The organism is Paraflavitalea pollutisoli (genome assembly GCF_029360705.1).
GTDB classification, from domain to species: Bacteria; Bacteroidota; Bacteroidia; order Chitinophagales; family Chitinophagaceae; genus Paraflavitalea; species Paraflavitalea pollutisoli.
In genome coordinates, this window is the sequence record NZ_JARKMX010000008.1 from 3,799,901 (window position 1) to 3,822,899 (window position 22,999).

The following is a 22,999-nucleotide window of genomic DNA, read 5'->3' on the forward strand; positions in this document are numbered from 1 at the left end:
TGTTAATAGATAATACGCAAACTGTCAACGACCAGGCGGCTGCCAATAGCCCCACGATAGGTATCTCCATACTGACTTGATGAGACCACAATGGCCATCATGTGTTTGCCCGTCAGTGGGGCTGTCGTTGCATACTCGAAGGGGATATCGAAACGGGTGAATTGAGCATGATCCCCGGTTGTCTTCAAACGAGCTGTGGCTACGATCCGGTCGGATGTATTGATATTAGTGCCATCCAGCCGGGTATTACCTTTAAACAATACCGCATAGATCGAACAACTGTCTTTCATGCCTGGTACTGCATTACCCTCTTTATCCTGGAAAATCGAACCCGCTGTGTACTTAAAATATCCCGAAAAGCGTCTGGGCCGTCCGGCAAAAGGCTGGCCGAATTCCGTTGCGGTCAGCGGATTGACGAAAGCATTCAGCGAATTAAAAGTGCCGGTAAACAACGAACCAGCGAACAGCCGGATACCAACAAGTCCCGAGAGCGCTGTTCCCTTCAAGGTGACCAGTTCAGCCGCTTTCATACCATACATATGATCTGAGGTAGAGCGGGTGGGATAAGATGAAGGATCTTTACTGACACCGGATAAAGCTACACCCGGGTTGCCAGTCGTCCACACCATGCTTCCATCATCCTCTACCGGGTATGCATACTTATCGGTTGGTTGTATTTCCCAGTGTTCAAAATCGAAAGCCCAATTGCCGATGGAAGCGAGCTCAACGGTATAACGTTTGGCATACCGACCATCTTGTGAGCGGGTCACGTAATGAATGGTGTCGCCACCAAAAAAAATGGAGTCTCCGGAAGCAGGCGTTACCGTTGCCCCGGCCGAAGTAGTAATGAAAGGTGCAAAACCGCTATCATAGGCATCGTCAGTAAGATGCAATACGATCTTGCTGTTTACCTGGTCAATGAAAACATCAGCCAGCAGCAGATCCTTATCGATAGTAAATGATTCGATGTCCGCTTCCGGGTTTAAGGGAGGGTCCTTGATGCAGGAGATCATCAGAAGCATTATAATAGCAATCCAGCCGACAGGTTTGATCAGCATATTGTACAATTTAATAGGTGCACGGGTAATCTGATGGCAGGCAGGGTCGAAGTTATTACTGCTAAGTTCTGCCATTTTTCTTAAAGGTGTATTATATTCCGGTAGCAAATTGCTCGTTTTTTGGGCATACAACTCCGGCCGGTATTAAATCACATTCCTTGTTCCAGGATACCGCGATATCCTTAAAATAAAAGTCCCGCTTGGATGAAGCGGGACTTTTTATAAGCAATTAATGTTATTATCACATGGCGGCAAGCTGAACCTTCTGTTGCAATTCCATCACGCTTTCGCGGAAGGTGCTGTCAGTGTCCATAAGATCCTTAACGGTTTGGCAGGAGTGAATGACGGTGGTATGGTCACGACCGCCGAAATGTTCTCCTATGGTTTTCAGTGAATTCTTGGTGAAAGCTTTGGCAAGATACATAGTGATCTGCCTTGCCTGCACGATCTCCCGTTTACGGGTTTTCTGCAGCAACTTATCATAGGATACATCGAAATACTCGCAGACCATTTTCTGGATGGTTTCGATGGTAATTTCTTTGCTACTTGTTTTCACAAAATTACGGAGTACGCGTTTAGCGAGATCAAGGTCGATTTCCCGCTTATTTAGCGAAGATTGTGCCAATAATGAGATCAAGGCACCCTCCAATTCCCGTACGTTGCTATTGATATTATAGGCCAGGTATTTGACTACTTCACGCGGCATATCGAGGCCGTCGTTTTTCATTTTCCTGTCCAGGATCTCGATACGTGTTTCATAATCAGGCACCTGCAGATCAGCACTCAACCCCCAGCGGAAACGGCTCAACAAACGCTCCTGTACGCCTTCCAGGTCTTTGGGAGGCTTGTCGGAAGTAAGGATCAATTGCTTACCACTTTGGTGCAGGTGGTTGAAGATCGCAAAGAAGGCATCCTGCGATTTTTCGGCCCGGTTGAAGAACTGAACGTCATCAATGATCAACACATCGACCAGCTGATAGAAGTGAATGAAGTCATTGATCGCATTGTTGCGGCTATGGTCCTGAAACTGGTTGATGAACTTTTCGGAACTAACATATAAAACGACCTTGTTTGAGTGGAGTCGTTTTACGTCGTTACCAATGGCCTGGGCCAGGTGGGTTTTACCCAAACCTACGCCACCATATATTACCAGTGGATTGAAGGAGCTGGCACCTGGCTTCTCTCCAACCGTTTTACCGGCACGGCGGGCAACCCGGTTGCTATCACCTTCCACAAAATTCTCAAATGTGTAAATGGGATTTAACTGTGGATCGATCTGCATCTTCTTCAACCCGGGAATCACAAATGGATTCTTTACCGGATTGTGAATAATGAGCGGAAAATCCATTTCATTGCTGGAGTAAGTTTTGTAACCATGTGTAGGAATGTCCATAGTCAACGGTTTGTTGTTATGATTTCCACTATCTACCATGATCCGGTATTCCAGCTGCGCTTCTTTACCCAACACCCTGCGCAAAGTCTTTGCCAGTAAGTTTACATAATGCTCTTCGAGGTACTCATAAAAGAATTGGCTGGGAACCTGAATCACCAACACGTTGCCTTTTATCTCCACAGGTTTAATCGGCTCGAACCAAGTTTTGAAATGTTGCCACTCAACGATGTCCTTTATTATCTCCAAACAATTGACCCAAACTTTATCAAAAGACTTTGTCATTACGCTAACAGCAGTTTATTATGTTGAGTTAAGATTATTCTGAACTAAATCATGCCGCCTTGAACCGTGTTTTTCTATGGATGTTGGATGGTGCTATACTTCCAAAAAAAGTTTTGCAGGGGTGCGAATATCAAAATTTCTATTTGAATAAAAAATTTTTTATTGCTTGGTAATCTGATCGCGCGCACAGATACCTACTCTGCAAATTTGCTGCCTTCTTTTTCGGGTATGACCCGAATGGCAACATTTAATTTATTGCTATAAAATCAGCTTGTGCTACAGTCAGTTCACAGGGTGGCAGTCGTATATATAACGACCGTTAAATAAGAAAGTACTACCGAATAATAAATTAAGTTAGCGATGCCAACTTATTTTACTATACTCCCTCAATACAACACGTTGTTATTGGCGATACAAGGTTTTAAGCGCCGGCTACGGACACCGGCAACTACTGGTTGATGCGATCCTTGAAATAGCATTCTACACAATACAAAAAAGAAATTCAGGATAGTTTTGCAGGAATACCGTATGAAGAAAGAAAAGGATGTCATATGGAATACAAACGCTCTCTTCATATGTAAGTTGTGATGCTATTGAAGATACAACTATTTTGATACGGCGCGCATATTGACCAGACTTTTTTTGCGCCTCATTTCCAAAACATGCTAATAATCATCAGCCCATTTTTTACCTGCAAAAAAACAAATATTTTCACTACCCACTTTCGGGTATAAACACGGTTTCTTTGATCTCCCTGAGCAATAGAACAATAGTTAGTTTATGCAAATTGTGTCGTGCAATTGCATAACCTGACATGACAATCTGCCGTATTAATTTTAGCGCTGAACTTATTATATATATCTATTTTTGCACTTCAGCCAAGGGGCCGCTCTTTATCAACCTTTCATCAACCGATTTTTAGGTTAACTGCCTAACATCATGCAACAACAATGTACGATCAAGCTGCTACCAGCCGAAGCAGCATCACCTGATAAGGTGCGTCAATATGCGGCTTCCCAATTTGGTATTGCACCCGCTGCGATTACCGGCTTTCATATCCTCAAACAATCCATAGATGCCCGTAGCAGACAACCCTGGATATTACTAACCCTCCGTGTATTCATCGGTGAGCCATTTCATGAACGGGAAATACAACACCTTATATTAAAGGATGTGTCCAAAGCTCCCCATAAAGTCATTGTGGTGGGGGCAGGACCGGCCGGCTTGTTTGCCGCTTTAAAACTGATCGAATCAGGTATCCAACCCATCCTGCTGGAGCGTGGTAAAGATGTGCGCTCACGCCGCCGTGATCTGGCCTTATTAAATAAGGAGGGCGTGATCAACCCCGATAGCAATTATTGCTTTGGTGAAGGCGGTGCCGGCACCTATAGCGATGGTAAACTATATACCCGAAGTACTAAACGCGGCGACGTCAACCGCATACTCAACATATTGGCGCAATTTGGCGCCGATGAAAAAATCCTATATGATGCCCACCCACATGTAGGCACCAACAAATTACCCCAGATCATTACCGCAATCCGGGAAAAGATCGTGGATTGTGGTGGCCTCTTTCTCTTCGAACAAAAAGTAACCGACTTACTTGTAACCGATGGCGTCATTAAAGCCGTTACAACAGCCAGCGGCGACCGCTTTGAAGGCGATGCCGTAATACTCGCAACCGGCCATTCGGCCAGAGATATCTTTGTGCTGTTGCGGGACAAAAATATACTCATAGAAGCCAAGCCTTTTGCGCTGGGCGTACGTATCGAACATCCCCAATCGCTGATCGATAGTATACAATACCATTGCACGACACGCGACGCCTTTTTGCCGCCTGCCTCTTATAGCCTGGTACAGCAGGTCAATGAACGCGGCGTATTCTCGTTCTGCATGTGCCCTGGCGGAATCATCGCCCCCGCATCCACCGATCCGGGCGAGCTGGTGGTAAACGGATGGTCACCCTCCAAACGCAATAACCCTTATGCCAATTCGGGTATGGTAGCCTCTGTCGAAATGCCGGATATTGCAGCCTGGATCAAAAAGGCCGGCAACAAAGCGCCGGTTACGCAGCAAGACCCCTTATCGGCCATGTATTTTCAGCAATGGGTGGAAAGAAAGTCCTTTGACTATGGCGGTGGTAAATTCGTAGCCCCCGCACAGCGTATGGCCGATTTTACCCAAAAGAAAGTATCCACTACCCTGCCCGACTGCTCCTACGTGCCCGGGCTTCAATCGGCCCCACTCAACGAAGTATTGCCCGATTTTATCTACCAGGCCCTCAGTGGTGCCTTCCGGGAGTTTGGCAAAAAAATGAGGGGCTATTTCTCCAACGAAGCCATATTGGTGGCTACCGAAAGCCGCACCTCTTCGCCCGTGCGGATACCCCGCGATCCACAAACACTGCAGCATCCCCAGGTAGCCGGGCTATATCCCTGTGCCGAAGGAGCAGGTTACGCCGGCGGTATTGTGAGTGCTGCCATGGACGGCGAACGGGTAGTTTCAGAAATTGTTAAAACATTGTTGTAATAAATCAGTCAATTCAGCTACTAAGAAAGCGGTTTCAGTTACCTTTCCAAGGTAAGGTTCGTTCCAACTTTAAAACCGCAACTCATGAATATCCTGGAGGTCAAACACCTGAAGAAGTATTTCGCTACCCAAAAGGCGGTAGACGATATCAGCTTTACCCTTGCCCCCGGCAGCATCTTTGGTATGCTCGGCCCCAATGGAGCCGGCAAAACTACCCTCATCCGCATGCTGACCGGTATCACTTTTCCCGATGAAGGAGAAATTCTCTTAAATGGCCGCCCCTTCGACCCCGTCAAAGACATGGTACAGATCGGCTATATGCCCGAAGAGAAGGGCTTATACAAGAAAATGAAGATCGGCGAACAGGCCCTGTACCTGGCTAGGCTGAAAGGCCTCGGCAAGCTCGACGCCATGGAAAAGACCCGGCAATGGTTCAAACGCTTTGAAATGGAAAGCTGGTGGAATAAAAAGGTGGAAGACCTCAGTAAGGGGATGCAGCAGAAACTGCAGTTCGTGACCACCGTATCCCACGCCCCCAAATTGATCATCCTCGACGAGCCCCTCAGCGGCCTCGACCCTGTCAATGCCGACCTGATCAAAAATGAAATATTCCGCCTTGCCCAGGAAGGCGCCAGCATCATATTCAGTACCCATCGGATGAAAGAGGTGGAAGAGATCTGCGACCATATCATCCTCGTCAACAAAGGCATCAAGGTGCTCGACGGTACGGTGAAGGCAATCAAGCAACAATACAAGGAAAACCTCTTTACCATTGGGCTCGATCAATTGCCTGCCACCGTCAGTTCCAGTGCTTTTGAGGTCGTCAAATCAGACAACGACCAGTTACTGCTCAAGGTAAACGAAGGCCATAACTCGAATGAAGTGCTGCAACACTTCCTGTCGACCGGCGCCACCATTACCAGCTTCTCCGAGCAGCTGCCTTCCCTGCACGACATCTTTATCCGGGTTGTCAACGACACCCCCACCGCCCGCCAATTTGAAAAAATAACTGCATAAACTTATTATATGAATAAGACCTGGATCGTCGCCGAACGCGAATTCAACAGCAGGGTAAAGAAGAAGACCTTTCTGTTGAGCACCATACTGTTTCCCCTGGTCATCTTTGGCTTCTATGGCCTGATGATCTATTTCTCCGTAAAAGGCAATGAAGACCTGAATATCGGGATCGCTGACCACGCCAACCTGTTCAACGGGAAACTGGACAACGACAAGGAAGTCAACTTCATCTTCATGAATGATGCCAGTGCAAAATCGCTGGAAGAAAAAGTAACCAAAAAGGAGATCAGCGGTTATGTATACGTTCCCGAAAACTACAACCTGCTTTCTTCGACAGATACGATCAATGTTATTTATAGCAAAACGATCGGTCTGATCAGCCAGGAGCGCATCGGCAGAAAGATCAATAAAGTGATCGAACAGAAACGCTTGCTGTCGCTCAACATCTCCCAGTCGCAATTGGATAGCGCTCGTCGCACCGCTGCCGTAGAATTTAAGCCCCTCTCTGGCGAAGCCGATAAGAACAAGGCCGGGCTCGCCTACGCCGTTGGTTTTATTTCCGGTTTTCTCATTTATATTATTCTCTTCATTTACGGTACGATGGTCATGCGTGGGGTGACCGAAGAAAAAACCTCCCGTATAGCCGAAGTGATCGTCAGCAGCGTGAAACCTTTTCAGCTGATGATGGGCAAGATCATTGGCATTGGCGCCGTGGGCCTGCTGCAGTTCATCATCTGGATACTGCTGGGTACAGCCACTATGGCCTTATTGCCCCTGCTAATGGGCGGCGGTGACGCCAGTGCCATACAAAATGTACCGGGCGCCGGCGGTGGCATGGCCGCCCAGGGATCTGGTGCGATGGCCGTGATCTTAGGCAACCTCAGCCAGATCAACTGGATGTTGTTGTTGCCCTGCTTCCTCTTCTACTTCCTCGGTGGTTATCTGTTGTACTCTTCGCTGTTTGCCGCAGTAGGCAGCGCGGTGAACGAAGATCCCCAGGAAGCACAAAGTCTATTGCTGCCCATCACCATGCCGATCATCTTCGCGATCGTGATCATGACCAAAGCAGTGAACGACCCTACCAGCGGACTGGCCGTATTTGGCAGTCTGTTCCCGCTCACCTCACCGGTGGTGATGATGGCCCGGATCGCGCATGGCGTACCAGATGGCGTATCCGCCCTGGAATTGATCCTCAGCATGGTGATCCTGGTAGCCGGCTTTATGTGTACCACCTGGTTGGCCGGCAAGATCTACCGCACCGGCATCCTGATGTATGGTAAGAAGCCTACCTGGAAGGAAATGGTAAAATGGGCTTTCAGAAAGAATTAAGCCAATGCCAATAGCAGAAAAGGGTGTATCAAAATGTTTTGATACACCCTTTTCCTTTTATACCCTCACCAGGAGCAGGCCAATCGCATCGCCAGCCATTAACTCTACGACCGTCATCGCCTCTGTACTGAAAGCTCCGTTTTTTATTGGGCCAACAGGGCAAGGCAGCTCCGCCGTTAACGTCTATATACAGGCAGCCTGCCCGGTTGTGCATTTCGTCTACTAATCTATCTGCTGTTTATGAGAAGATCACTACTGCTCTTGTTATCGGCTATTGCCACCTATACAGGCGTTGGCCAAACCATTGTTCAGCGCGACCCCGTCATTGAAAAGATGGTGGCAGGCGTGAGCGCCGACAGCCTCAAATCTTATATCACCCATCTCGTCGCCTTCGGCACCCGCAATACCCTCAGCACACAAGCCGATCCCAAACGAGGTATCGGAGCTGCCCGTCAATGGGTGCTCGGCAAATTCAACCAGTTTGCCCAACAGTCCGGCGGCCGCTTAACCGCCCTCATCGACACCACTACCCTGCCCCCCGATGGCCGCCGGGTCGATGCGCCACTGCTACTGGGCAATGTGGTCGCCACCCTGAAAGGCACGGATCCCACCGACAACCGCCTGTTCATCATCAGTGGTCACCTGGATAATATGCGTACCAGCGTGATGGACCGTATCGGCGATGCCCCAGGCGCCAATGACGACGGCAGCGGTGTGGCGGCTGTACTGGAATGCGCCCGCATCATGAGCCGTCAATCCTTTCCCGCCACCGTCATTTTTATTGCAGTGAGTGGAGAAGAACAAGGATTGCTGGGCGCCAAATTCATGGCCGACAAGCTGAAGAAAGACAACAAGTACATCGAAGCCGTTTTGAACAATGATATCATGGGCAGCAACAACAGTAGCGAAACCAATATCATCAACAACACGAAGATCCGGGTATTCAGCGAGGGGTTGCCGGCGTATGAGTTGGACAAAGCAGCCGCCAATATCCGTAACCTCGGCCTCGAAAACGATGGTAAAGCCCGTCAACTGGCCCGTTACGTGAAAGAGACCAGCGAACGCTATGTCGACAACCTCGAAGTGGTGCTGATCTATAGAAACGATCGTTTTCTGCGGGGTGGCGATCATACCCCCTATGTACAAAATGGCTATGCCGCTGTACGCATTACGGAGATGAACGAAAACTTTTACCACCAGCACCAGGATGTACGGGTGGAGAATGGTATACAATACGGCGACCTGCCCGAATTCATGGACTTCGAGTACCTGCGCAAGAACACCGCCATGAACCTGAGTTCGCTGGCCAACCTCGCCAAATCGCCCGGCATGCCCCAGGAGGTGAAGATAGAAGTACGTAAACTGACCAACTATACCATCCTCAACTGGAAAGCCCCTCAATACGGAAAGCCGAAAGGGTACTTTGTATTGATGCGGGAAAGCAACTGGCCTTTCTGGCAGAAGAAGTTCTATACTACGCAAACGGAGATGCAACTGCCTTACTCGAAGGATAACTATTTCTTTGCTGTACAGGCAGTGGGTGAGGAAGGCAATGAAAGCCTGCCTGTAGTACCGGGCGTTGGCCGGTAAGACCATGGCGTCCACGCAGCGCGTTACTGCGAAAAGGTAAGTACCAGGTGAATGCATCGCTGTCCGTACCCGATCAAAGGCCGGCGATCGAAAACGCTAGAAAGGAAGAACCAGATACCGTGGCAGTCAGCTGATCCCTACAGTTGGTCTGCCACTTCTTTTTATCCCTATGGGGCAGTCTTTCACCTTGAATACAGCACACTTTTCAGCTGGGTTTGCTTCGAGGCTTCTTCGCCCCTTGTTCGGGTCTTCTTCGGGAAATACCGGGGGATTACCAATGAAAACACGAAGAATTCCCGAAGAAAACCCGGCTAAGGCTAAGGATAACCTATCCTTTCGCCAATACAAGGTATTCCGGACGACATTGCACCATTCCGGGTACATTACCCCCTACACACATCCGACTTTCGCTGCTCACTGAAGTCACCCTCCCCGCCCCACCAAAAGCTCCCACCGCCAGACTCATCATCCACTAAAAGCCCATCCGCCAGACCAGACATATTTGTTAAAATCCCGCAATTTTCTCCCTGCATGCAACATTTTACGAAAAGCATCGTACATTTAATACGAAGAACATCGTATTAGCCATCCCAAACAAACCATTACAGATGAAAATCAACAAGCAACTGCTCAGCTGGAGCATCCCCGCCCTAGGCCTCGCAACTGTCATCACCCTGGTAGCCTGGAAGCAAGGTCCGCGCCGTGCCGGCACGCCCAACCCGTCTGTACAGGATACCGTGCCTGCACCCAAATCCAAAGCGACCGACAGCAAGGACAAGGATTTTGATAAAGAACTCAGACAGCTGGAATCGGCCCGTGAAAAATTGAAAGACATCAACTGGGATGAAATATCCGAAAGCCTGGAAAGCGCACGCTTTCAGCTCAACAATGCTGATATCAAACGCCAGGTAGACGATGCCCTGAAGCAGGTGGATATGAAAAAGATACAGCTGGATATCGATAAAGCGATGAAAGACATCGACTTTGAAAAGATCCAATTACAGGTCGATGCTTCGCTGAAAGATATCGACTTCAAGAAGCTTCAACAGGAGATCAACGAATCGATGGACAAGGAAGATTTTAAAGACCTGCGGGAAGATATCGATAAAGCCGTGAAGGAAGGACTATCCTCGATCGATGCAGCTGATATCCGCAAGCAGCTCGATGCAGCTAAAATAGATGTGACGCGGGAGATGAAGAAGACAGACTGGAACAAGGAATTGGCCGACCTGAAAGAGCTCAACTCAGACAAGCTACAGCGGGACCTGGAGAAGGCGCAGGTCGATTTCGACAAAGCCCTGAAGGAGCTGAAAACCGAAAAGGGCGAATGGCGCAAAGATCTCAAAGGTGCCTGGAAAGACATTGACAAAGCCAAGGCCGAAATCAAGGGTTACCAGGAAATGATCTATGATATGGAAGCAGCGGGCCTGCTGAGCACCAAAGGCGATTATAGCGTTAAGTTCAACAACGGCGACCTTTTCATCAACGATAAAGCCCAGTCAAAGGTGACCGCCGATAAGTATAGCAAGTATTTTAGCCATGACAAAACAACGATCCGTAAAGAGAACGGGAAGATGGATGTAGATGTTGATTAAGTTAGCCACTCTCCTACCGGATCAACCCACGGGGCCGCTGCGCGGCCCCGTGGTCGTTTTAGGCTATCCGCTTCAACCCATTTCGCCAGGCTTCCGAAAATGCTCAACTGGTGTGGTTGCTGCCTGCCAATAGCCAGCAACAGCTTGCAAGGTCGCACTGAGTAGTACTGAAGGTCGCACTGCACTGGCCTACACAGTGCTACATAGCCTGTATGCCGGTGCTACCAAGCTAGCTATTACAGGCTGTTTATGAGCTAGTTACGTACAGTTTAACGGCCAATATGGGCAAATACCCAGTGCGACCTTGGCTCTGCACACCCACAACCGCTTAGCAACAAATGGGTTACAAGTCAGCTTCATTTGCGCACAAAAAAACCGGTCACGCCAGGGGCGCGACCGGTTACTATCTTGTAGTGAGATTGGTTATTATTCTCCATCCATCATCCGCAACGGATGAAAGGTATCGCTCTCATCATCCGGTCCGTCATTGCTCATGTCGAAGCTCAATTTGAGGGGAACGCCTTCTTTCAGCGTAACACCTTCCTTCCGGAAAGTCTTGTACCCCTTCTTTTCGAGGATGATGATCAGTTCGCCGGCGGGCATTTGGGGAACCTTGAAATTGCCGGTGGCATCGGTAATAAACTCTTGTTTGTCTTTGGATTGTTGGCCTTTTCCGGAGATGGAAACAGTAACACCCTGAACCGGTTTCTTGCTACCTGTCTCGGAAACAAATCCAGAGATGGCTGGCTCGGGTTTTCCACGGCCTTCGTTGTTATCAGTAGCCTTGGCAATCAAGGCAAGAGGAAGCATTGCTGCAAGCAATAGAAGTTGTTTCGTTCCTCTCATACACTTAGCGTTTAAAAGGTTGTGTAGTTTGGTTGCGGCCACTCATCACGGGGTCTGTATGCCTCACGCTGTAAAAGACACGCGGTCCATTAAGAATGTTGCATATTTGACCAGAAAGTTACTTAAACTTCGGCACTCTCCCGCATCAGGCGTGGATTTTAATCAAACAACTTATCAAGATTCGCCCAGGTCGATCTCCGTATTGTCGCCGATGTTGAGGCTTCGGCTTTCCCCCTTTACTTCGGTATCGCTGCCGATCAGTGAGGTAGTGAGCACGATGTCATACAGATCGGCAAAGGAGCCGATGATCGAATCTTTGATGATGGAGTAGTTAATGGTGGTTTTTTCACCAATGGTGACATTGGGACCAATAATGGAGTTTTTTATATTACACCCCTTTGCAATACTTACGGGCGGTATAATGATCGTGTTATCGAGATTGAGCTCGGGGGCAATGACACCGCCAAACTTCTTGAGCAGGGTGGCGTTCGACTCGAGCAGGGTTTCCTTCCGGCCGCAATCGAACCAGTTCTGCACTTTAAAAGGCTGGATCCTGGCCCCTTGCTGTATCATACACTCAAGGGCATCGGTGATGCTGAACTCACCCCGGCTCATAACCTGGTTGCGTATATTGTTGTCGAGGCAGTTGAACAGCAGGTTCGATTCCTTGATGCGGTAGATACCCACCAGCGCCATATTCGACTTTGGAATCTGCGGTTTTTCCACCACCCGGCTGATAAACCCATCTTCACCCATTTCCACCACACCAAAATTGCGTGGATCATCTACCCGCTTAACGCCCAATGCCGAACCAGGCATATCCAGAAACGCTTTGACGTCGTATTCGGCGATGGTATCACCCAATACGATGAACATCTCATCATCGGCAACGATATTGCGTGTAAGCTGTATCGCGTGCCCAATGCCATGCCGTTCACTCTGGTATACGAAATGCGCCTGTAGTCCGGGATATTTCTCCTTGACGTAATCCTGTATCTTCTCACCGAGATAGCCGACAATGAAAATGAATTCATTGATGCCGGCCTCTTTCAACTGATCAACAATTATGCTCAGAATTGTTTTGCCCGCGAGAGGGATCAGTGCCTTGGGTTGTGTATAAGTATGGGGACGTAACTTGGTTCCTGCACCAGCTACGGGAATGATCGCTTTCATTGAAAAACAAGTAGTTTGTTTTTATGAAGCCGTGAAAATAGGGAAAATTATTCGTACGGGTATTTTTGTGATAAGTCGCTTGACAATTAGCATGGTATTTACTTATTCCGGCAAATTTTATCCACATCGCAGACTAGCGCATTTATTCGTTTTAACCTACTTTTGCGCCATGCAAAAAGATACCTTAGTTTTTGACCTCATCAATCAGGAGCTTGATCGTCAACGCCATGGCATAGAGCTCATCGCCTCCGAGAATTTTACCTCCCTGCAGGTAATGCAGGCAATGGGAACTGTAGCAACCAACAAATACGCAGAAGGTTACCCCGGTAAGCGTTATTATGGCGGTTGTGAGATCGTGGACCAGATCGAGCAACTGGCTATTGACCGTTTGAAGCAGATCTTTAACGCCAGCTGGGCGAATGTGCAGCCGCACAGTGGTGCACAGGCTAACGCAGCTGTATTTTTAGCTTGTCTGAAACCCGGCGACAAGATCCTGGGTCTCGACCTGAGCATGGGTGGTCACCTGACTCACGGCAGCCCTGCCAACTTCAGCGGCAAAAACTATGTCGCCCTTCACTATGGTGTGAAGAAAGAAACCGGCCTCGTAGATTACGAGCAACTGGAATCGATTGCCCGCGCCGAGAAACCTAAAATGATCGTATGTGGAGCTTCTGCCTACAGCCGCGATTGGGATTACGCCCGTATCCGTGCTGTAGCCGATGAAATTGGCGCCATCATTCTCGCCGATATCGCGCACCCTGCTGGTCTGATCGCTAAAGGATTACTCAACGATCCTTTCGATCATTGCCACATCGTTACTTCTACTACCCATAAAACATTGCGTGGACCCCGTGGTGGTATCATCATGGTGCGTCACGACTTCGAAAACCCCTGGGGAATCAAAGATCCCAAAGGCAATACCCGTACCATCACCCAGCTGCTTGACCTGGCCGTATTCCCCGGTATACAAGGTGGTCCGCTGGAACACGTGATCGCTGCCAAAGCCATCGCTTTCGGAGAGACCCTCAGCGACAGCTTCCTGACCTACGGCAAACAGATCCTGGCCAACGCACAGGCGATGGCCACTTCACTGGTGAACCGCGGTTATGACCTCATCAGCCAGGGCACCGACAACCACCTGATGCTGATCGACCTGCGCAACAAGAACATCACCGGTAAGAAAGCACAGGAAACGCTCGACAAAGCACATATCACCCTCAATAAGAATGCTGTTCCATTCGACGACAAAAGTCCGTTCGTGACCAGCGGTATCCGTGTGGGTGTACCTGCTGTAACTACACGAGGTATGAAGGAAGCCGATATGGAAACGATCGTTGCCATGATCGACAAGGTATTGACCCACGCCGACGACGAAGCCGTGATCAAGGCAGTCAAAGGCGATGTACAAGCCTTTATGAAGCAGTTCCCCCTGTATCCCGAGTTAGGATAACCAACTGGCCAACGGCCAACAAACATACGAGCCGGTTCACTACCAGGCTATTACAAGAAGAGGCTGTCTCCCCGGGCAGCCTCTTTTTATTGAGGTAGCTGATGGAGATTGTAATAAACGAATATCTTTATCGACTAATGAATTAAACAATCAACTATGTTCACTTTTGGCTTCGGCTTGTTTGGCTTATTATGCCTCATTCTTTGGATCTGGGCACTGGTTGACATCGTCAATGCTCGCTTCCGGGATGATATTACGAAGATCGTATGGGTACTCATTGTGATCTTTATTCCTTTTGTAGGCACCATCCTATACTACCTGATCGGCAGACAGCAAAAACTGTAGCCTTCAATGGCAGCATGGGCTGCAGGTTTCGCCCCGGCTATTGCCACGCGCTGGCCGTGTCCCGTTGTTCCACTTCCAACTTCATACATTTACTACCTTCAGAAATCCCTGTTTGTAACTTCTGCCGAGTGGCAGTTCCTGTCCCTCGATGTGGATGAGGTCATTGTTATAACCCGATATCCGGTCGATGGCGATGATATAGGATTTGTGTATACGCAGAAATTTGTTCTCGGGTAGCTTTTCCTCCATATAACTCAGGCGCTGGTAGGTAATGAGGGCCTTGTCGGTCGTTACAATCTTTACATAATCCTTGATGCTTTCGATGTACACGATATCCTTCAGGTACACCTTCTTCACCTGCTTATTGACCTTGAAATACATATACGCCTGCTCAAATGCATCGACTGCTTTTTCAGGTGTATCGGCTTGTCGCAACAGATTATATTGGTTGTATTTGGCAATCGCCTTCAGGAACCGCTCGAAAGATACCGGCTTTACCAGGTAATCCAGCACATCGAGATCGAAACCATCAGCCGCAAACTCACGGTAAGCAGTAGTGATGATGATCCTGGGCCGGTCGTGCAGGGCACGTATCAGATCAAGCCCCGTCATCTTGGGCATCTGTATATCGAGAAAAAGCAAATCGATCTTTGTCTTCTGCAGCCAACCAAATGCTTCGATGGCATTGTTGCACCGGGCCACGATCTCCAGATCGCCTACCCGTTCGATGTATGCCGACATCAGGTCTACCGCAGGCGGTTCATCATCCACCAACAAGCACTTGATCTTCATGAGCTATCATTTTAATTTTGAGCACGGCCAGGTAACTCTGTTCATCTTCCATACATTTTAATTCATAACTGGCAGGATACAGGATCTCCAACCGCTGCCGCACATTTTCCAAACCAATGCCGTTGTGTGTACCATTGCTTCTGGCGCTGCAGGGTTTGCTGTTCTCGGCTTTGATGATGAGCCAGTCGTCTTTGTACAATACATCCAGCCTGATCCAGCATTCATCGATCTCATTGCTGGCCCCATGTTTAAAGCAGTTTTCTACGATGGGTAACAACAGAAAGGGAGCAATGCTGATTTGCCCAATGTCATTGAGCACATTGACCGATATATCCAGTCGTTCACCATACCTGATCTTCTCGAGCTCGATATAGTTCCTGATGTATTCCAGTTCCTGCTCCAGCGATATCTTGGCCCGTCGGCTATCGTACAACGAATAACTCAGCAATGACGACAGCCGGTAGATGAGGTCGGGTGTCTTGGGACTGTTTTGCGTAGACAACGAATAGATGTTGTTGAGGGTATTGAAGATGAAATGCGGCTGTACCTGCGATTTCAGTAATTCCAGCTGTACTTCTGCTTTGTCTTTTTGCAGGGTTTGTGCAATTTGTTGCTGCTCGTACCAGGCCTGCAGGAAATAGAACATGGCGTTGAGACCAACGACCAGGTAGGTGGCTGCGATCTCGAATATGATCTTGGGCGGGAAAAGAAAGGCTTGGCTAACCCTCCATTCGGGTGGGTAGATGACAAAATAGTTGATGGCTCGCCGGGCAATACCAAAAAAGAGGATGCTGCTCACCAGCCCTATATAGAACTCCACCTTCTTTCCTTTGGAATAAAACTGCTTGATCAAGACAAAAATGGTGAATAGGGTGGCACCAATGAGCAGGGGCAGCAGCAGCGTCGACTGAATGAGGTGAAACTTATAGTTGCTGTCGTAGGCAGCATTGGCAAGCCACTCGTAGAGGAACCAGCAGGTCCAGAAAATGAGGTTGGTGCGTAGAAGTTTATTTTTAAACATATCCCATGTTGCAGTATTAAAGTTACCAAATTGTCAAGGAGGGTGCCGCATATTTCGACAAACGGCGTACATCGAGCAATTGAACAGGAACCAGTTTGCTGTCGGCTACCAGTGTCATACATCTAAAACCGGGCGGATATTGTTAAATCATGTGTTTACTTTATCATGAGCACGCGATTACAGGCTGAGAGCTGTAACATATGCGAGCAGAACGCGTCACTTTGACAATAAAAAGTATAGCCATGAAATTCAACACCCTCCATGGATGGCTGCTACCCGTTATGCTTATCCTGTTGCAGGCATGCTCCACAGGAAAAGTTACCAGCAGCTACCACAACAATGGTCTCGCGCCAGACCTGATGCCCGACAAGGCACTTACCGCATCGATCGGCCCTACAGTGTACCGCAACAACATCAGCATCCGCGCGGTCAGGCATTTCAAGGACACCTACCCCAAAGCGCAGGATGAACGTTGGTACATCATTCAGAATGGCTTTATGGCCAAGTTCAGGGTCGACAGTACCAATGTACGTACCGACTATGATCAGCACGGCAACTGGTTGTACACCATCCGTTACCTCTATGAAAAACAATTACCCCGCGAAGTAAGGCGCATCGTGCGCAGCAACTACCTCGACTTTATAGTGTCGAGTGCCGAGGAGATCCAGGTCAACAGGGAGTTCATATACCTGTTGCACATCCACGAAGGCAAAGATTGGCGGATCGTGCGGGTGTACAATGGAGAGATGAGCGAGATCACCCCGCCAGGGAAAGTGAATTAGGCAACGAGGCAGTTGCACCTCAAGGCTGCGCAATGTAGGGAAGGTAATGGAAAGAAGCGGTCAGGTACTGAGGCATCCCCGTCTCAAGACGGAACGACGTAGGGAAGGCAATGAAAGAAAAAGGCCAGGCACTGAGGCACCGAGGCAAACAGGCACAGAGGCAACAAGGAAAACCTAGGAAAGGCACCTGTAGATAGGCATTAAACGACCAGTGAAACTGGCGTAGAACAGACTCTTGTAGTTAGGAGTATAAAATGGAAAAAGTGGCGGGATTTCGTCTCCTGCCACTTATTTTTTTTGGTAGAAACGGTGGCTGCCCCTTACCAGGATAACATCACTCGCCCCGGCATACTTTTTATACCAACCAGATTGCTTATTTTTGAGATAACAATTTTTACCCAAATGATCCAACGTATACAATCTGTTTGGTTTTTACTGGCCGCCATTGCCTCCTTCCTGACCTTAAAACTTTCTTTTTATAGTGGTAATATCATCAAGGAAGGGCAACCCAAGATCTTTTCGTCCCTGGTAGCGACCGACAACGTATTGCTGGTGATCTCCGTAGTAGCCACTGCCCTGCTCTGCCTGGTGGCGATCTTCCTCTTCAAAGACCGCAAACTCCAGTTACGGCTGAGCATGGTGGCTTTGTTGCTGTCTGGCCTCAACATCATACTCTTCTACGTACAAAGCCGCAAGTTCGTGCCCAACGAAGGGAATTTTGACCTCACCGCTATTATTACCCTGGTGGTACCGGTGATGATCATCCTCGCCATCCGCGGCATTTACCGCGATCAAAAACTGGTGAAAAGCCTCGATCGCCTGCGCTAAAGCCAGGTTTCCACGCTATTCAACCATATTTTACTTTATAATACCGGTCAGTTTGTAAGAAGCTGCCGGTTATCTGTTTTGTAACCTGTCCACAGATCAATGATTGAACACGGCGTCCATCGTGGCGCCGTCGTAATGGGGAGCTTATTTCCCCAATTCCAACTCATACGCGGTAAAGGTCTTTTTCCCGGCATGGCTGGTGATCACTTTTATGCGGATCTCCTGATGGCCATTGGAATAGATAGTGTGCTTGGCTTCGTCGAAGTCGAACTTGTTTGTCTGCTGGTAATTGTTGGCCAGCAGGTAGCCTGAAATATCGCGGAACTCATCTTTATCGTAGGTGCGGTAGGAGATCATTCTGGCCTTCATATCGCGCACAGTAGCGTCCATATAGGAAATGGAACGTACGCCTATAGGCTCATCTTCTTTGTGGGTTACATTGGAATACTGGAATAAGGAGCTGGTCGAATCGACATCTTTTTGCATCAGCAGGTAGCCCTTTCGCTTCAGCGTCGTATCCATGCGGAAATCGTCCCAGTCCAACATCTCCAGCAGGTCATTGACCTCCAGCCGAGGCTGGCTCAATTTAGCCCTGGCCGCCGCTTTGGCTTCCGACGTGGGTCGCCGTGTCACAGGCTTGGGTTTCGATATATTGAACTTTGCCTGGGCGTCGACCTGCAGAGACAATGCCAACAGAATAACCGGTATCAACCAATAGCGCATAGCCAGGATCCTTTTTTGTGCAAAGAAAGCAGTTGAAATGTTAAGGCCGTCAGAAATTGCGGGAGGGACAGTACAGGTACTGTAGCAGGGTACCTCAAAGAATTGATTATTACCGTCTTTTAGTAGCCAGTCCTCCTACAAAGGGGCATGCAGTCCTTTGTCCAGGTGCAGCGCCACGAGGGCCTGGCTGGGCGGGGCCCAGCCAGTAATAGCTTACAGAAAGCGTCCTGTATGACTTTCCTTGATCTTTTTTAGTCCGTTGGGAACGCCTGCATACACGAGACTGCCGCCACCATCACCCGCCTCCGGACCAAGATCGATGATCCAGTCGGCGCTCTTGATGACGTCGATATTGTGCTCGATCACCAGGATGGAATGTCCCTGATCGATCAGGGCATTGAAAGAGGTCAATAGCTTCTTGATATCATGGAAATGCAAGCCGGTGGTGGGCTCGTCGAAGATAAACAGGATATGCCCCTGTGCTTTACCCTTGCCCAGGAAGGAAGCCAGCTTTACGCGTTGTGCTTCACCACCCGATAAGGTGTCGGACGATTGCCCCAGCTTCACATACCCCAACCCTACATCACTCAGGGGTTTTATCTTTTGTATGATGTCTTTTTCTGCCTTGAAGAATTCGAGCGATTCATCGACCCCCATTTCCAGCACATCATAAATGCTCTTGCCTTCATAAGTCACTTCCAGCACTTCTTCCTTGAACTTCTTGCCACCACATACCTCACAGGTGAGGTGTACATCGGCGAGGAACTGCATTTCTACGACTTGTTCGCCCTCTCCCTTACAGGTGTCACAACGACCACCATCAACATTGAAGGAAAAGTGCTTTGGTTGAAAACCACGGATCTTCGACAAAGGCTGCCGGGCATAGAGATCACGGATTTCATCGTAAGCCTTGATATAGGTAACGGGGTTACTACGGGACGATTTACCGATGGGGTTCTGATCCACCATCTCTATCTGCGACAGGTATTCGATATCACCGGTTATTGCTTTGTGGAGGCCTACCTTATCGGCAAACTCACCCTTTATTTTTTGCAAGCCAGGGTATAATATCTGTTTTACCAGCGTCGTCTTACCGCTGCCACTTACTCCGCTTACTACGCAGAGGGTATTGAGCGGAAATTCGACTGTAAGATCCTGGAGATTGTTTTGTCGGGCACCTTCCACCTTGATGGAGCGGTTCCAGTTACGGAGCTTCTTAGGCACCTCGATGGTCAATTCGCCTTTCAGGTATTTACCCGTAAGGCTCTTGGGATTGGCGATCAGTTCATCATAATTACCGAATGCTACCACTTCACCACCCAGGTGCGAAGCCAGTGGTCCCATATCGATGATATGATCTGCTTCCCGCATCATCATGTCATCGTGCTCTACCACCACCACGGTATTGCCCAGGTCACGTAGTTCTTTCAACACACGAATGAGGCGTTCCGTATCGCGCGAATGGAGACCAATAGAGGGCTCATCCAATATATACAATGAATCAGTCAGGTTGCTGCCGAGCGAACGTGTCAATTGGATACGCTGGCTTTCACCACCCGACAGCGAGTTGGCCAGGCGATTGAGGGTAAGGTAACCCAGGCCCACATCCATGAGCGTCTTCAACCGGTGGTTGATCTCTACCAATACACGTTTTGCCACCTGTTGGTCGTATTCGCTCAGGTGAAGGTTCTCGAACCATTGAACCAGGTCTTTGACCGGCATTTCGCACAACTCACCGATATGGCTGGCACCCACCTGTACATACAGGGCTTCCTTACGCAGGCGATAACCTTTGCAATCGGGGCAAAGTGTACGACCGCGGTAACGCGACAGCAATACACGGTATTGTACTTTATACAGGTTTTGTTCTACTTCTTTGAAGAAATCGTCGATTCCCAATACACCGCCACTGCCTTCCCACAACATTTTGTATTGTGCCTTGGTGAGATCGATGATGGGTTTATGAATGGGAAAGTCGATCTTTTTGGCGCCTTTGATAAACTGTTCTTTCCACCAGCCCAGTTTCTCCCCTTTCCAGGGAGCTACCGCGCCTTCATACACGCTCAGTCGTTTATCGGGAATCACCAGGTCGCTATCGATACCCAGCACCTGGCTAAAACCTTCGCAGGTAGGGCAGGCGCCGAATGGGTTGTTGAAGGAGAAGAGATTGGGTACCGGCTCTTCGAACACGATACCGTCGAGTTCAAACTTATTAGAGAAGGTGAGGTACTGGCTGCCATTGACCTCGAGGGTCAGGGCACCTTCCCCTTCGTAAAAAGCGGTTCCCACGGAATCTGCTATGCGATGCTGATCGTCTTCATCAAAATCTTTTACCACCAGTCGGTCGATCAATACATAGGTATTTTTTGCCGGCTTCCAATCGGCATCTGCCTGCAGGTCTTCGATGCGCAGGATGGCACCATCGTACAAGCGGGAAAAGCCTTTTTGCATGAGGATGTTCAACTCCTCCTGCACATTGCGGTGGGTGTGCTGTTTGAACGGGATCAGGATGAGTACCTTGTCGCCCGTTTTCATTTTACTGACGGCTTCCACCACATCTTTCACATCGTCTTTCTTCACTTCCCTGCCAGAGACCGGAGAAATGGTTTTGCCGGCGCGGGCATATAATAAACGGAGGTAATCATAGATCTCGGTCATACTGCCCACGGTTGACCGTGGTGTACGGGTGATCACCTTTTGTTCGATGGCAATGGCCGGACAAAGACCCTTAATAAAATCAACATCTGGTTTTACCATCCTGGCCATAAATTGGCGGGCGTATGCACTAAGACTTTCGGCGTAGCGTCGCTGTCCTTCGGCAAAGAGGGTATCGATAGTAAGGGAAGACTTCCCGGAACCGGAAACACCAGTCACCACCACCAATTTATTACGCGGTATCTCTACTGAAACATTTTTCAGGTTGTGAACCCGGGCACCTTTGATAAAAATATTATCAAAAGCTTTCACTGGCCGGATGGATTTTTCTTGCTCGTTTTTTTTCGCTGTAGTAGGCATAAGAAAGGATCACAAAAGTATTGCAAAAGGTCGGGAACTGATTCAAATATGTTTTGTGAATAATATTAGATATTGTTAATATCAGGATGGCACTGTCGGCATTTGCGATATGTCAATAGGTATAACTATTTACCACTGAGTGCATAAAAAGTTTAAAAGTTCTCTTAAAGTTTTGTTTATTGAAAAAACTCTCTATCTTTAATTGGTAATTTGTACAATAAAGAGGAAAACTAAAATTTTACTGCCTATCGACATTGTCACTTCTACACAGAAAAGCCGTTCAATACAAAATCCATTCATTTAAAATATCCTATCACCTTCAAAACCGTAGAAGTTTATGAATTTACTACGCAAAAAGACCGACCATGAACTCATCCAGGATTTCCAGGACGGAGACCTGCATGCGCTTGAGACCTTAGTGCTTCGTCACAAGGACAAAATGTACACTTCCATTCTTTTCCTGGTTAAAGACAAATATCTGGCTGAAGATATTTTCCAGGACGTTCTCATTAAGATCATCGACACAATTCGTGGTGGCCGTTACACAGAAGAAGGTAAGTTTTTACCCTGGGCAATGCGTATTGCTCACAACCTGTGCGTAGATCATTTCAGAAAGGTTAAGCGTACGCCTTCTATCCGTACGAGCGATGACCGCGACATCTTTGAGGTGATCAATTTCACTGAAGAAGGTGCCGACATGAAGATGATGAAAAAACAAAGCCACGATCGTGTTCGCCAAATGCTGGATCTGTTACCTGAAGACCAGCGTGAAGTGATCATTCTTCGTCATTATGCAGACCTGAGCTTTAAAGAGATCGCTTCTCTTACCAACTGTAGCATCAATACAGCGCTGGGAAGAATGCGTTACGGGCTCATCAACCTGCGTAAAATGATGATGCAGAAAAAGATCGCCCTATAGTATAATTTTACCTGTCTCTTTACAAAAGTTTAACGAGTACCGTATAATTGGGAACGGATAACTAATTAGCTTTGTGACCAAACCAAACGAGACTGGAAAGATACTGTCATTCTGGCCCTCCCTCCGACCTTTGAATAATGACATTGCTTGCCGCCGGAAGGCTGGAACAGAATGACGCCTAATTGATCCCCGCTCTACCACATATAGAGCGGGGATTTTTTTATGCTCTATACTTACTACATTTCAAGCACCGTGCCATTTTAGTAGAAATGCCTTATTGAGCTCCTATTACACTCATTATCAACCCCAATA

General features: G+C 48.3%; 18 protein-coding genes. 10 read left to right on the forward strand and 8 right to left on the reverse strand.

What is annotated here, in order from left to right; all coding sequences use genetic code 11:
- Window positions 1-2 precede the first annotated feature (2 nt).
- Entirely contained in the window at window positions 3-1,058 is a 1,056-nt protein-coding gene (locus tag P2W70_RS28830; protein WP_276485042.1) for a PCMD domain-containing protein, read from the reverse strand.
- 241 nt (window positions 1,059-1,299) lie between these two features.
- Window positions 1,300-2,733, reverse strand: a complete 1,434-nt coding sequence (dnaA, locus tag P2W70_RS28835; protein ID WP_276485043.1) for a chromosomal replication initiator protein DnaA — start codon at window positions 2,731-2,733, stop codon at window positions 1,300-1,302.
- A gap of 939 nt (window positions 2,734-3,672) precedes the next feature.
- Here dnaA and P2W70_RS28840 point away from each other — a divergent pair.
- The 5 genes from P2W70_RS28840 (at window position 3,673) to P2W70_RS28860 (ending at window position 10,793) form a co-directional block, all read left to right on the forward strand.
- Complete coding sequence (locus tag P2W70_RS28840; protein ID WP_276485044.1) at window positions 3,673-5,262, forward strand: NAD(P)/FAD-dependent oxidoreductase; 1,590 nt, start codon at window positions 3,673-3,675, stop codon at window positions 5,260-5,262.
- 84 nt (window positions 5,263-5,346) lie between these two features.
- Window positions 5,347-6,279, forward strand: coding sequence for an ABC transporter ATP-binding protein (locus P2W70_RS28845; RefSeq protein WP_276485045.1), 933 nt, complete (start codon window positions 5,347-5,349; stop codon window positions 6,277-6,279).
- A gap of 9 nt (window positions 6,280-6,288) precedes the next feature.
- Complete coding sequence (locus P2W70_RS28850) at window positions 6,289-7,608, forward strand: ABC transporter permease (RefSeq protein ID WP_276485046.1); 1,320 nt, start codon at window positions 6,289-6,291, stop codon at window positions 7,606-7,608.
- Between the two features lie 240 nt (window positions 7,609-7,848).
- On the forward strand, window positions 7,849-9,198 hold the full coding sequence (locus P2W70_RS28855; protein ID WP_276485047.1) for a M20/M25/M40 family metallo-hydrolase: 1,350 nt from the start codon (window positions 7,849-7,851) through the stop codon (window positions 9,196-9,198).
- 608 nt (window positions 9,199-9,806) lie between these two features.
- Window positions 9,807-10,793, forward strand: a complete 987-nt coding sequence (locus tag P2W70_RS28860) for a coiled-coil domain-containing protein (protein ID WP_276485048.1) — start codon at window positions 9,807-9,809, stop codon at window positions 10,791-10,793.
- A 426-nt stretch (window positions 10,794-11,219) separates the two neighbouring features.
- On the opposite strand, the gene P2W70_RS28865 is transcribed toward P2W70_RS28860, so the two are convergent.
- The gene (locus tag P2W70_RS28865) at window positions 11,220-11,639 is read right to left on the reverse strand and encodes a carboxypeptidase-like regulatory domain-containing protein (protein ID WP_276485049.1); all 420 of its coding nucleotides are present in this window, start codon (window positions 11,637-11,639) and stop codon (window positions 11,220-11,222) included.
- Between the two features lie 174 nt (window positions 11,640-11,813).
- Window positions 11,814-12,812, reverse strand: coding sequence for a sugar phosphate nucleotidyltransferase (locus P2W70_RS28870; protein ID WP_276485050.1), 999 nt, complete (start codon window positions 12,810-12,812; stop codon window positions 11,814-11,816).
- A gap of 169 nt (window positions 12,813-12,981) precedes the next feature.
- Between P2W70_RS28870 and P2W70_RS28875 the strand changes: the two genes are divergently transcribed.
- Both P2W70_RS28875 and P2W70_RS28880 read left to right on the forward strand, forming a co-directional pair.
- Window positions 12,982-14,262 (forward strand): serine hydroxymethyltransferase, encoded by a 1,281-nt coding sequence (locus tag P2W70_RS28875; RefSeq protein WP_276485051.1) that lies wholly within the window; start codon window positions 12,982-12,984, stop codon window positions 14,260-14,262.
- A gap of 156 nt (window positions 14,263-14,418) precedes the next feature.
- Window positions 14,419-14,607, forward strand: a complete 189-nt coding sequence (locus P2W70_RS28880; protein ID WP_276485052.1) for a PLD nuclease N-terminal domain-containing protein — start codon at window positions 14,419-14,421, stop codon at window positions 14,605-14,607.
- 81 nt (window positions 14,608-14,688) lie between these two features.
- Here the strand turns inward: P2W70_RS28880 and P2W70_RS28885 are convergent, their stop codons facing one another.
- Both P2W70_RS28885 and P2W70_RS28890 read right to left on the reverse strand, forming a co-directional pair.
- On the reverse strand, window positions 14,689-15,399 hold the full coding sequence (locus P2W70_RS28885; RefSeq protein WP_276485053.1) for a LytR/AlgR family response regulator transcription factor: 711 nt from the start codon (window positions 15,397-15,399) through the stop codon (window positions 14,689-14,691).
- A complete protein-coding gene (locus tag P2W70_RS28890; protein WP_276485055.1) occupies window positions 15,371-16,420 on the reverse strand; it encodes a sensor histidine kinase in 1,050 nt (349 codons plus the stop codon). Before P2W70_RS28890 ends, P2W70_RS28885 begins: the two co-directional genes overlap by 29 nt.
- Window positions 16,421-16,662: 242 nt before the next feature.
- On the opposite strand from P2W70_RS28890, the gene P2W70_RS28895 reads away from it, so the two are divergent.
- Both P2W70_RS28895 and P2W70_RS28900 read left to right on the forward strand, forming a co-directional pair.
- Window positions 16,663-17,202, forward strand: a complete 540-nt coding sequence (locus tag P2W70_RS28895) for a hypothetical protein (protein WP_276485056.1) — start codon at window positions 16,663-16,665, stop codon at window positions 17,200-17,202.
- Window positions 17,203-17,604: 402 nt separating this feature from the next.
- Window positions 17,605-18,030 (forward strand): DUF4293 domain-containing protein, encoded by a 426-nt coding sequence (locus tag P2W70_RS28900; RefSeq protein ID WP_276485057.1) that lies wholly within the window; start codon window positions 17,605-17,607, stop codon window positions 18,028-18,030.
- 144 nt (window positions 18,031-18,174) lie between these two features.
- Here the strand turns inward: P2W70_RS28900 and P2W70_RS28905 are convergent, their stop codons facing one another.
- Together P2W70_RS28905 and uvrA are read right to left on the reverse strand one after the other, a co-directional pair.
- Window positions 18,175-18,753, reverse strand: a complete 579-nt coding sequence (locus P2W70_RS28905; protein ID WP_276485058.1) for a hypothetical protein — start codon at window positions 18,751-18,753, stop codon at window positions 18,175-18,177.
- A gap of 213 nt (window positions 18,754-18,966) precedes the next feature.
- Window positions 18,967-21,768 carry an excinuclease ABC subunit UvrA gene (uvrA, locus tag P2W70_RS28910; RefSeq protein ID WP_420832404.1) on the reverse strand — a complete coding sequence of 934 codons (2,802 nt, stop codon included), beginning with the start codon at window positions 21,766-21,768 and terminating at the stop codon, window positions 18,967-18,969.
- Between the two features lie 337 nt (window positions 21,769-22,105).
- Between uvrA and P2W70_RS28915 the strand changes: the two genes are divergently transcribed.
- Window positions 22,106-22,687, forward strand: coding sequence for an RNA polymerase sigma factor (locus tag P2W70_RS28915; RefSeq protein WP_276485060.1), 582 nt, complete (start codon window positions 22,106-22,108; stop codon window positions 22,685-22,687).
- The last annotated feature ends 312 nt before the right edge of the window (window positions 22,688-22,999 follow it).

Bases quoted from the DNA above. Each gene is read 5' to 3' on its own strand.
- P2W70_RS28830 (WP_276485042.1), bottom strand. From the start codon at position 1,058: ATGCTGATCAAACCTGTCGGCTGGATTGCTATTATAATGCTTCTGATG.
- dnaA (WP_276485043.1), bottom strand. From the start codon at position 2,733: ATGACAAAGTCTTTTGATAAAGTTTGGGTCAATTGTTTGGAGATAATA.
- P2W70_RS28840 (WP_276485044.1), top strand. From the start codon at position 3,673: ATGCAACAACAATGTACGATCAAGCTGCTACCAGCCGAAGCAGCATCA.
- P2W70_RS28845 (WP_276485045.1), top strand. From the start codon at position 5,347: ATGAATATCCTGGAGGTCAAACACCTGAAGAAGTATTTCGCTACCCAA.
- P2W70_RS28850 (WP_276485046.1), top strand. From the start codon at position 6,289: ATGAATAAGACCTGGATCGTCGCCGAACGCGAATTCAACAGCAGGGTA.
- P2W70_RS28855 (WP_276485047.1), top strand. From the start codon at position 7,849: ATGAGAAGATCACTACTGCTCTTGTTATCGGCTATTGCCACCTATACA.
- P2W70_RS28860 (WP_276485048.1), top strand. From the start codon at position 9,807: ATGAAAATCAACAAGCAACTGCTCAGCTGGAGCATCCCCGCCCTAGGC.
- P2W70_RS28865 (WP_276485049.1), bottom strand. From the start codon at position 11,639: ATGAGAGGAACGAAACAACTTCTATTGCTTGCAGCAATGCTTCCTCTT.
- P2W70_RS28870 (WP_276485050.1), bottom strand. From the start codon at position 12,812: ATGAAAGCGATCATTCCCGTAGCTGGTGCAGGAACCAAGTTACGTCCC.
- P2W70_RS28875 (WP_276485051.1), top strand. From the start codon at position 12,982: ATGCAAAAAGATACCTTAGTTTTTGACCTCATCAATCAGGAGCTTGAT.
- P2W70_RS28880 (WP_276485052.1), top strand. From the start codon at position 14,419: ATGTTCACTTTTGGCTTCGGCTTGTTTGGCTTATTATGCCTCATTCTT.
- P2W70_RS28885 (WP_276485053.1), bottom strand. From the start codon at position 15,399: ATGAAGATCAAGTGCTTGTTGGTGGATGATGAACCGCCTGCGGTAGAC.
- P2W70_RS28890 (WP_276485055.1), bottom strand. From the start codon at position 16,420: ATGTTTAAAAATAAACTTCTACGCACCAACCTCATTTTCTGGACCTGC.
- P2W70_RS28895 (WP_276485056.1), top strand. From the start codon at position 16,663: ATGAAATTCAACACCCTCCATGGATGGCTGCTACCCGTTATGCTTATC.
- P2W70_RS28900 (WP_276485057.1), top strand. From the start codon at position 17,605: ATGATCCAACGTATACAATCTGTTTGGTTTTTACTGGCCGCCATTGCC.
- P2W70_RS28905 (WP_276485058.1), bottom strand. From the start codon at position 18,753: ATGCGCTATTGGTTGATACCGGTTATTCTGTTGGCATTGTCTCTGCAG.
- uvrA (WP_420832404.1), bottom strand. From the start codon at position 21,768: ATGCCTACTACAGCGAAAAAAAACGAGCAAGAAAAATCCATCCGGCCA.
- P2W70_RS28915 (WP_276485060.1), top strand. From the start codon at position 22,106: ATGAATTTACTACGCAAAAAGACCGACCATGAACTCATCCAGGATTTC.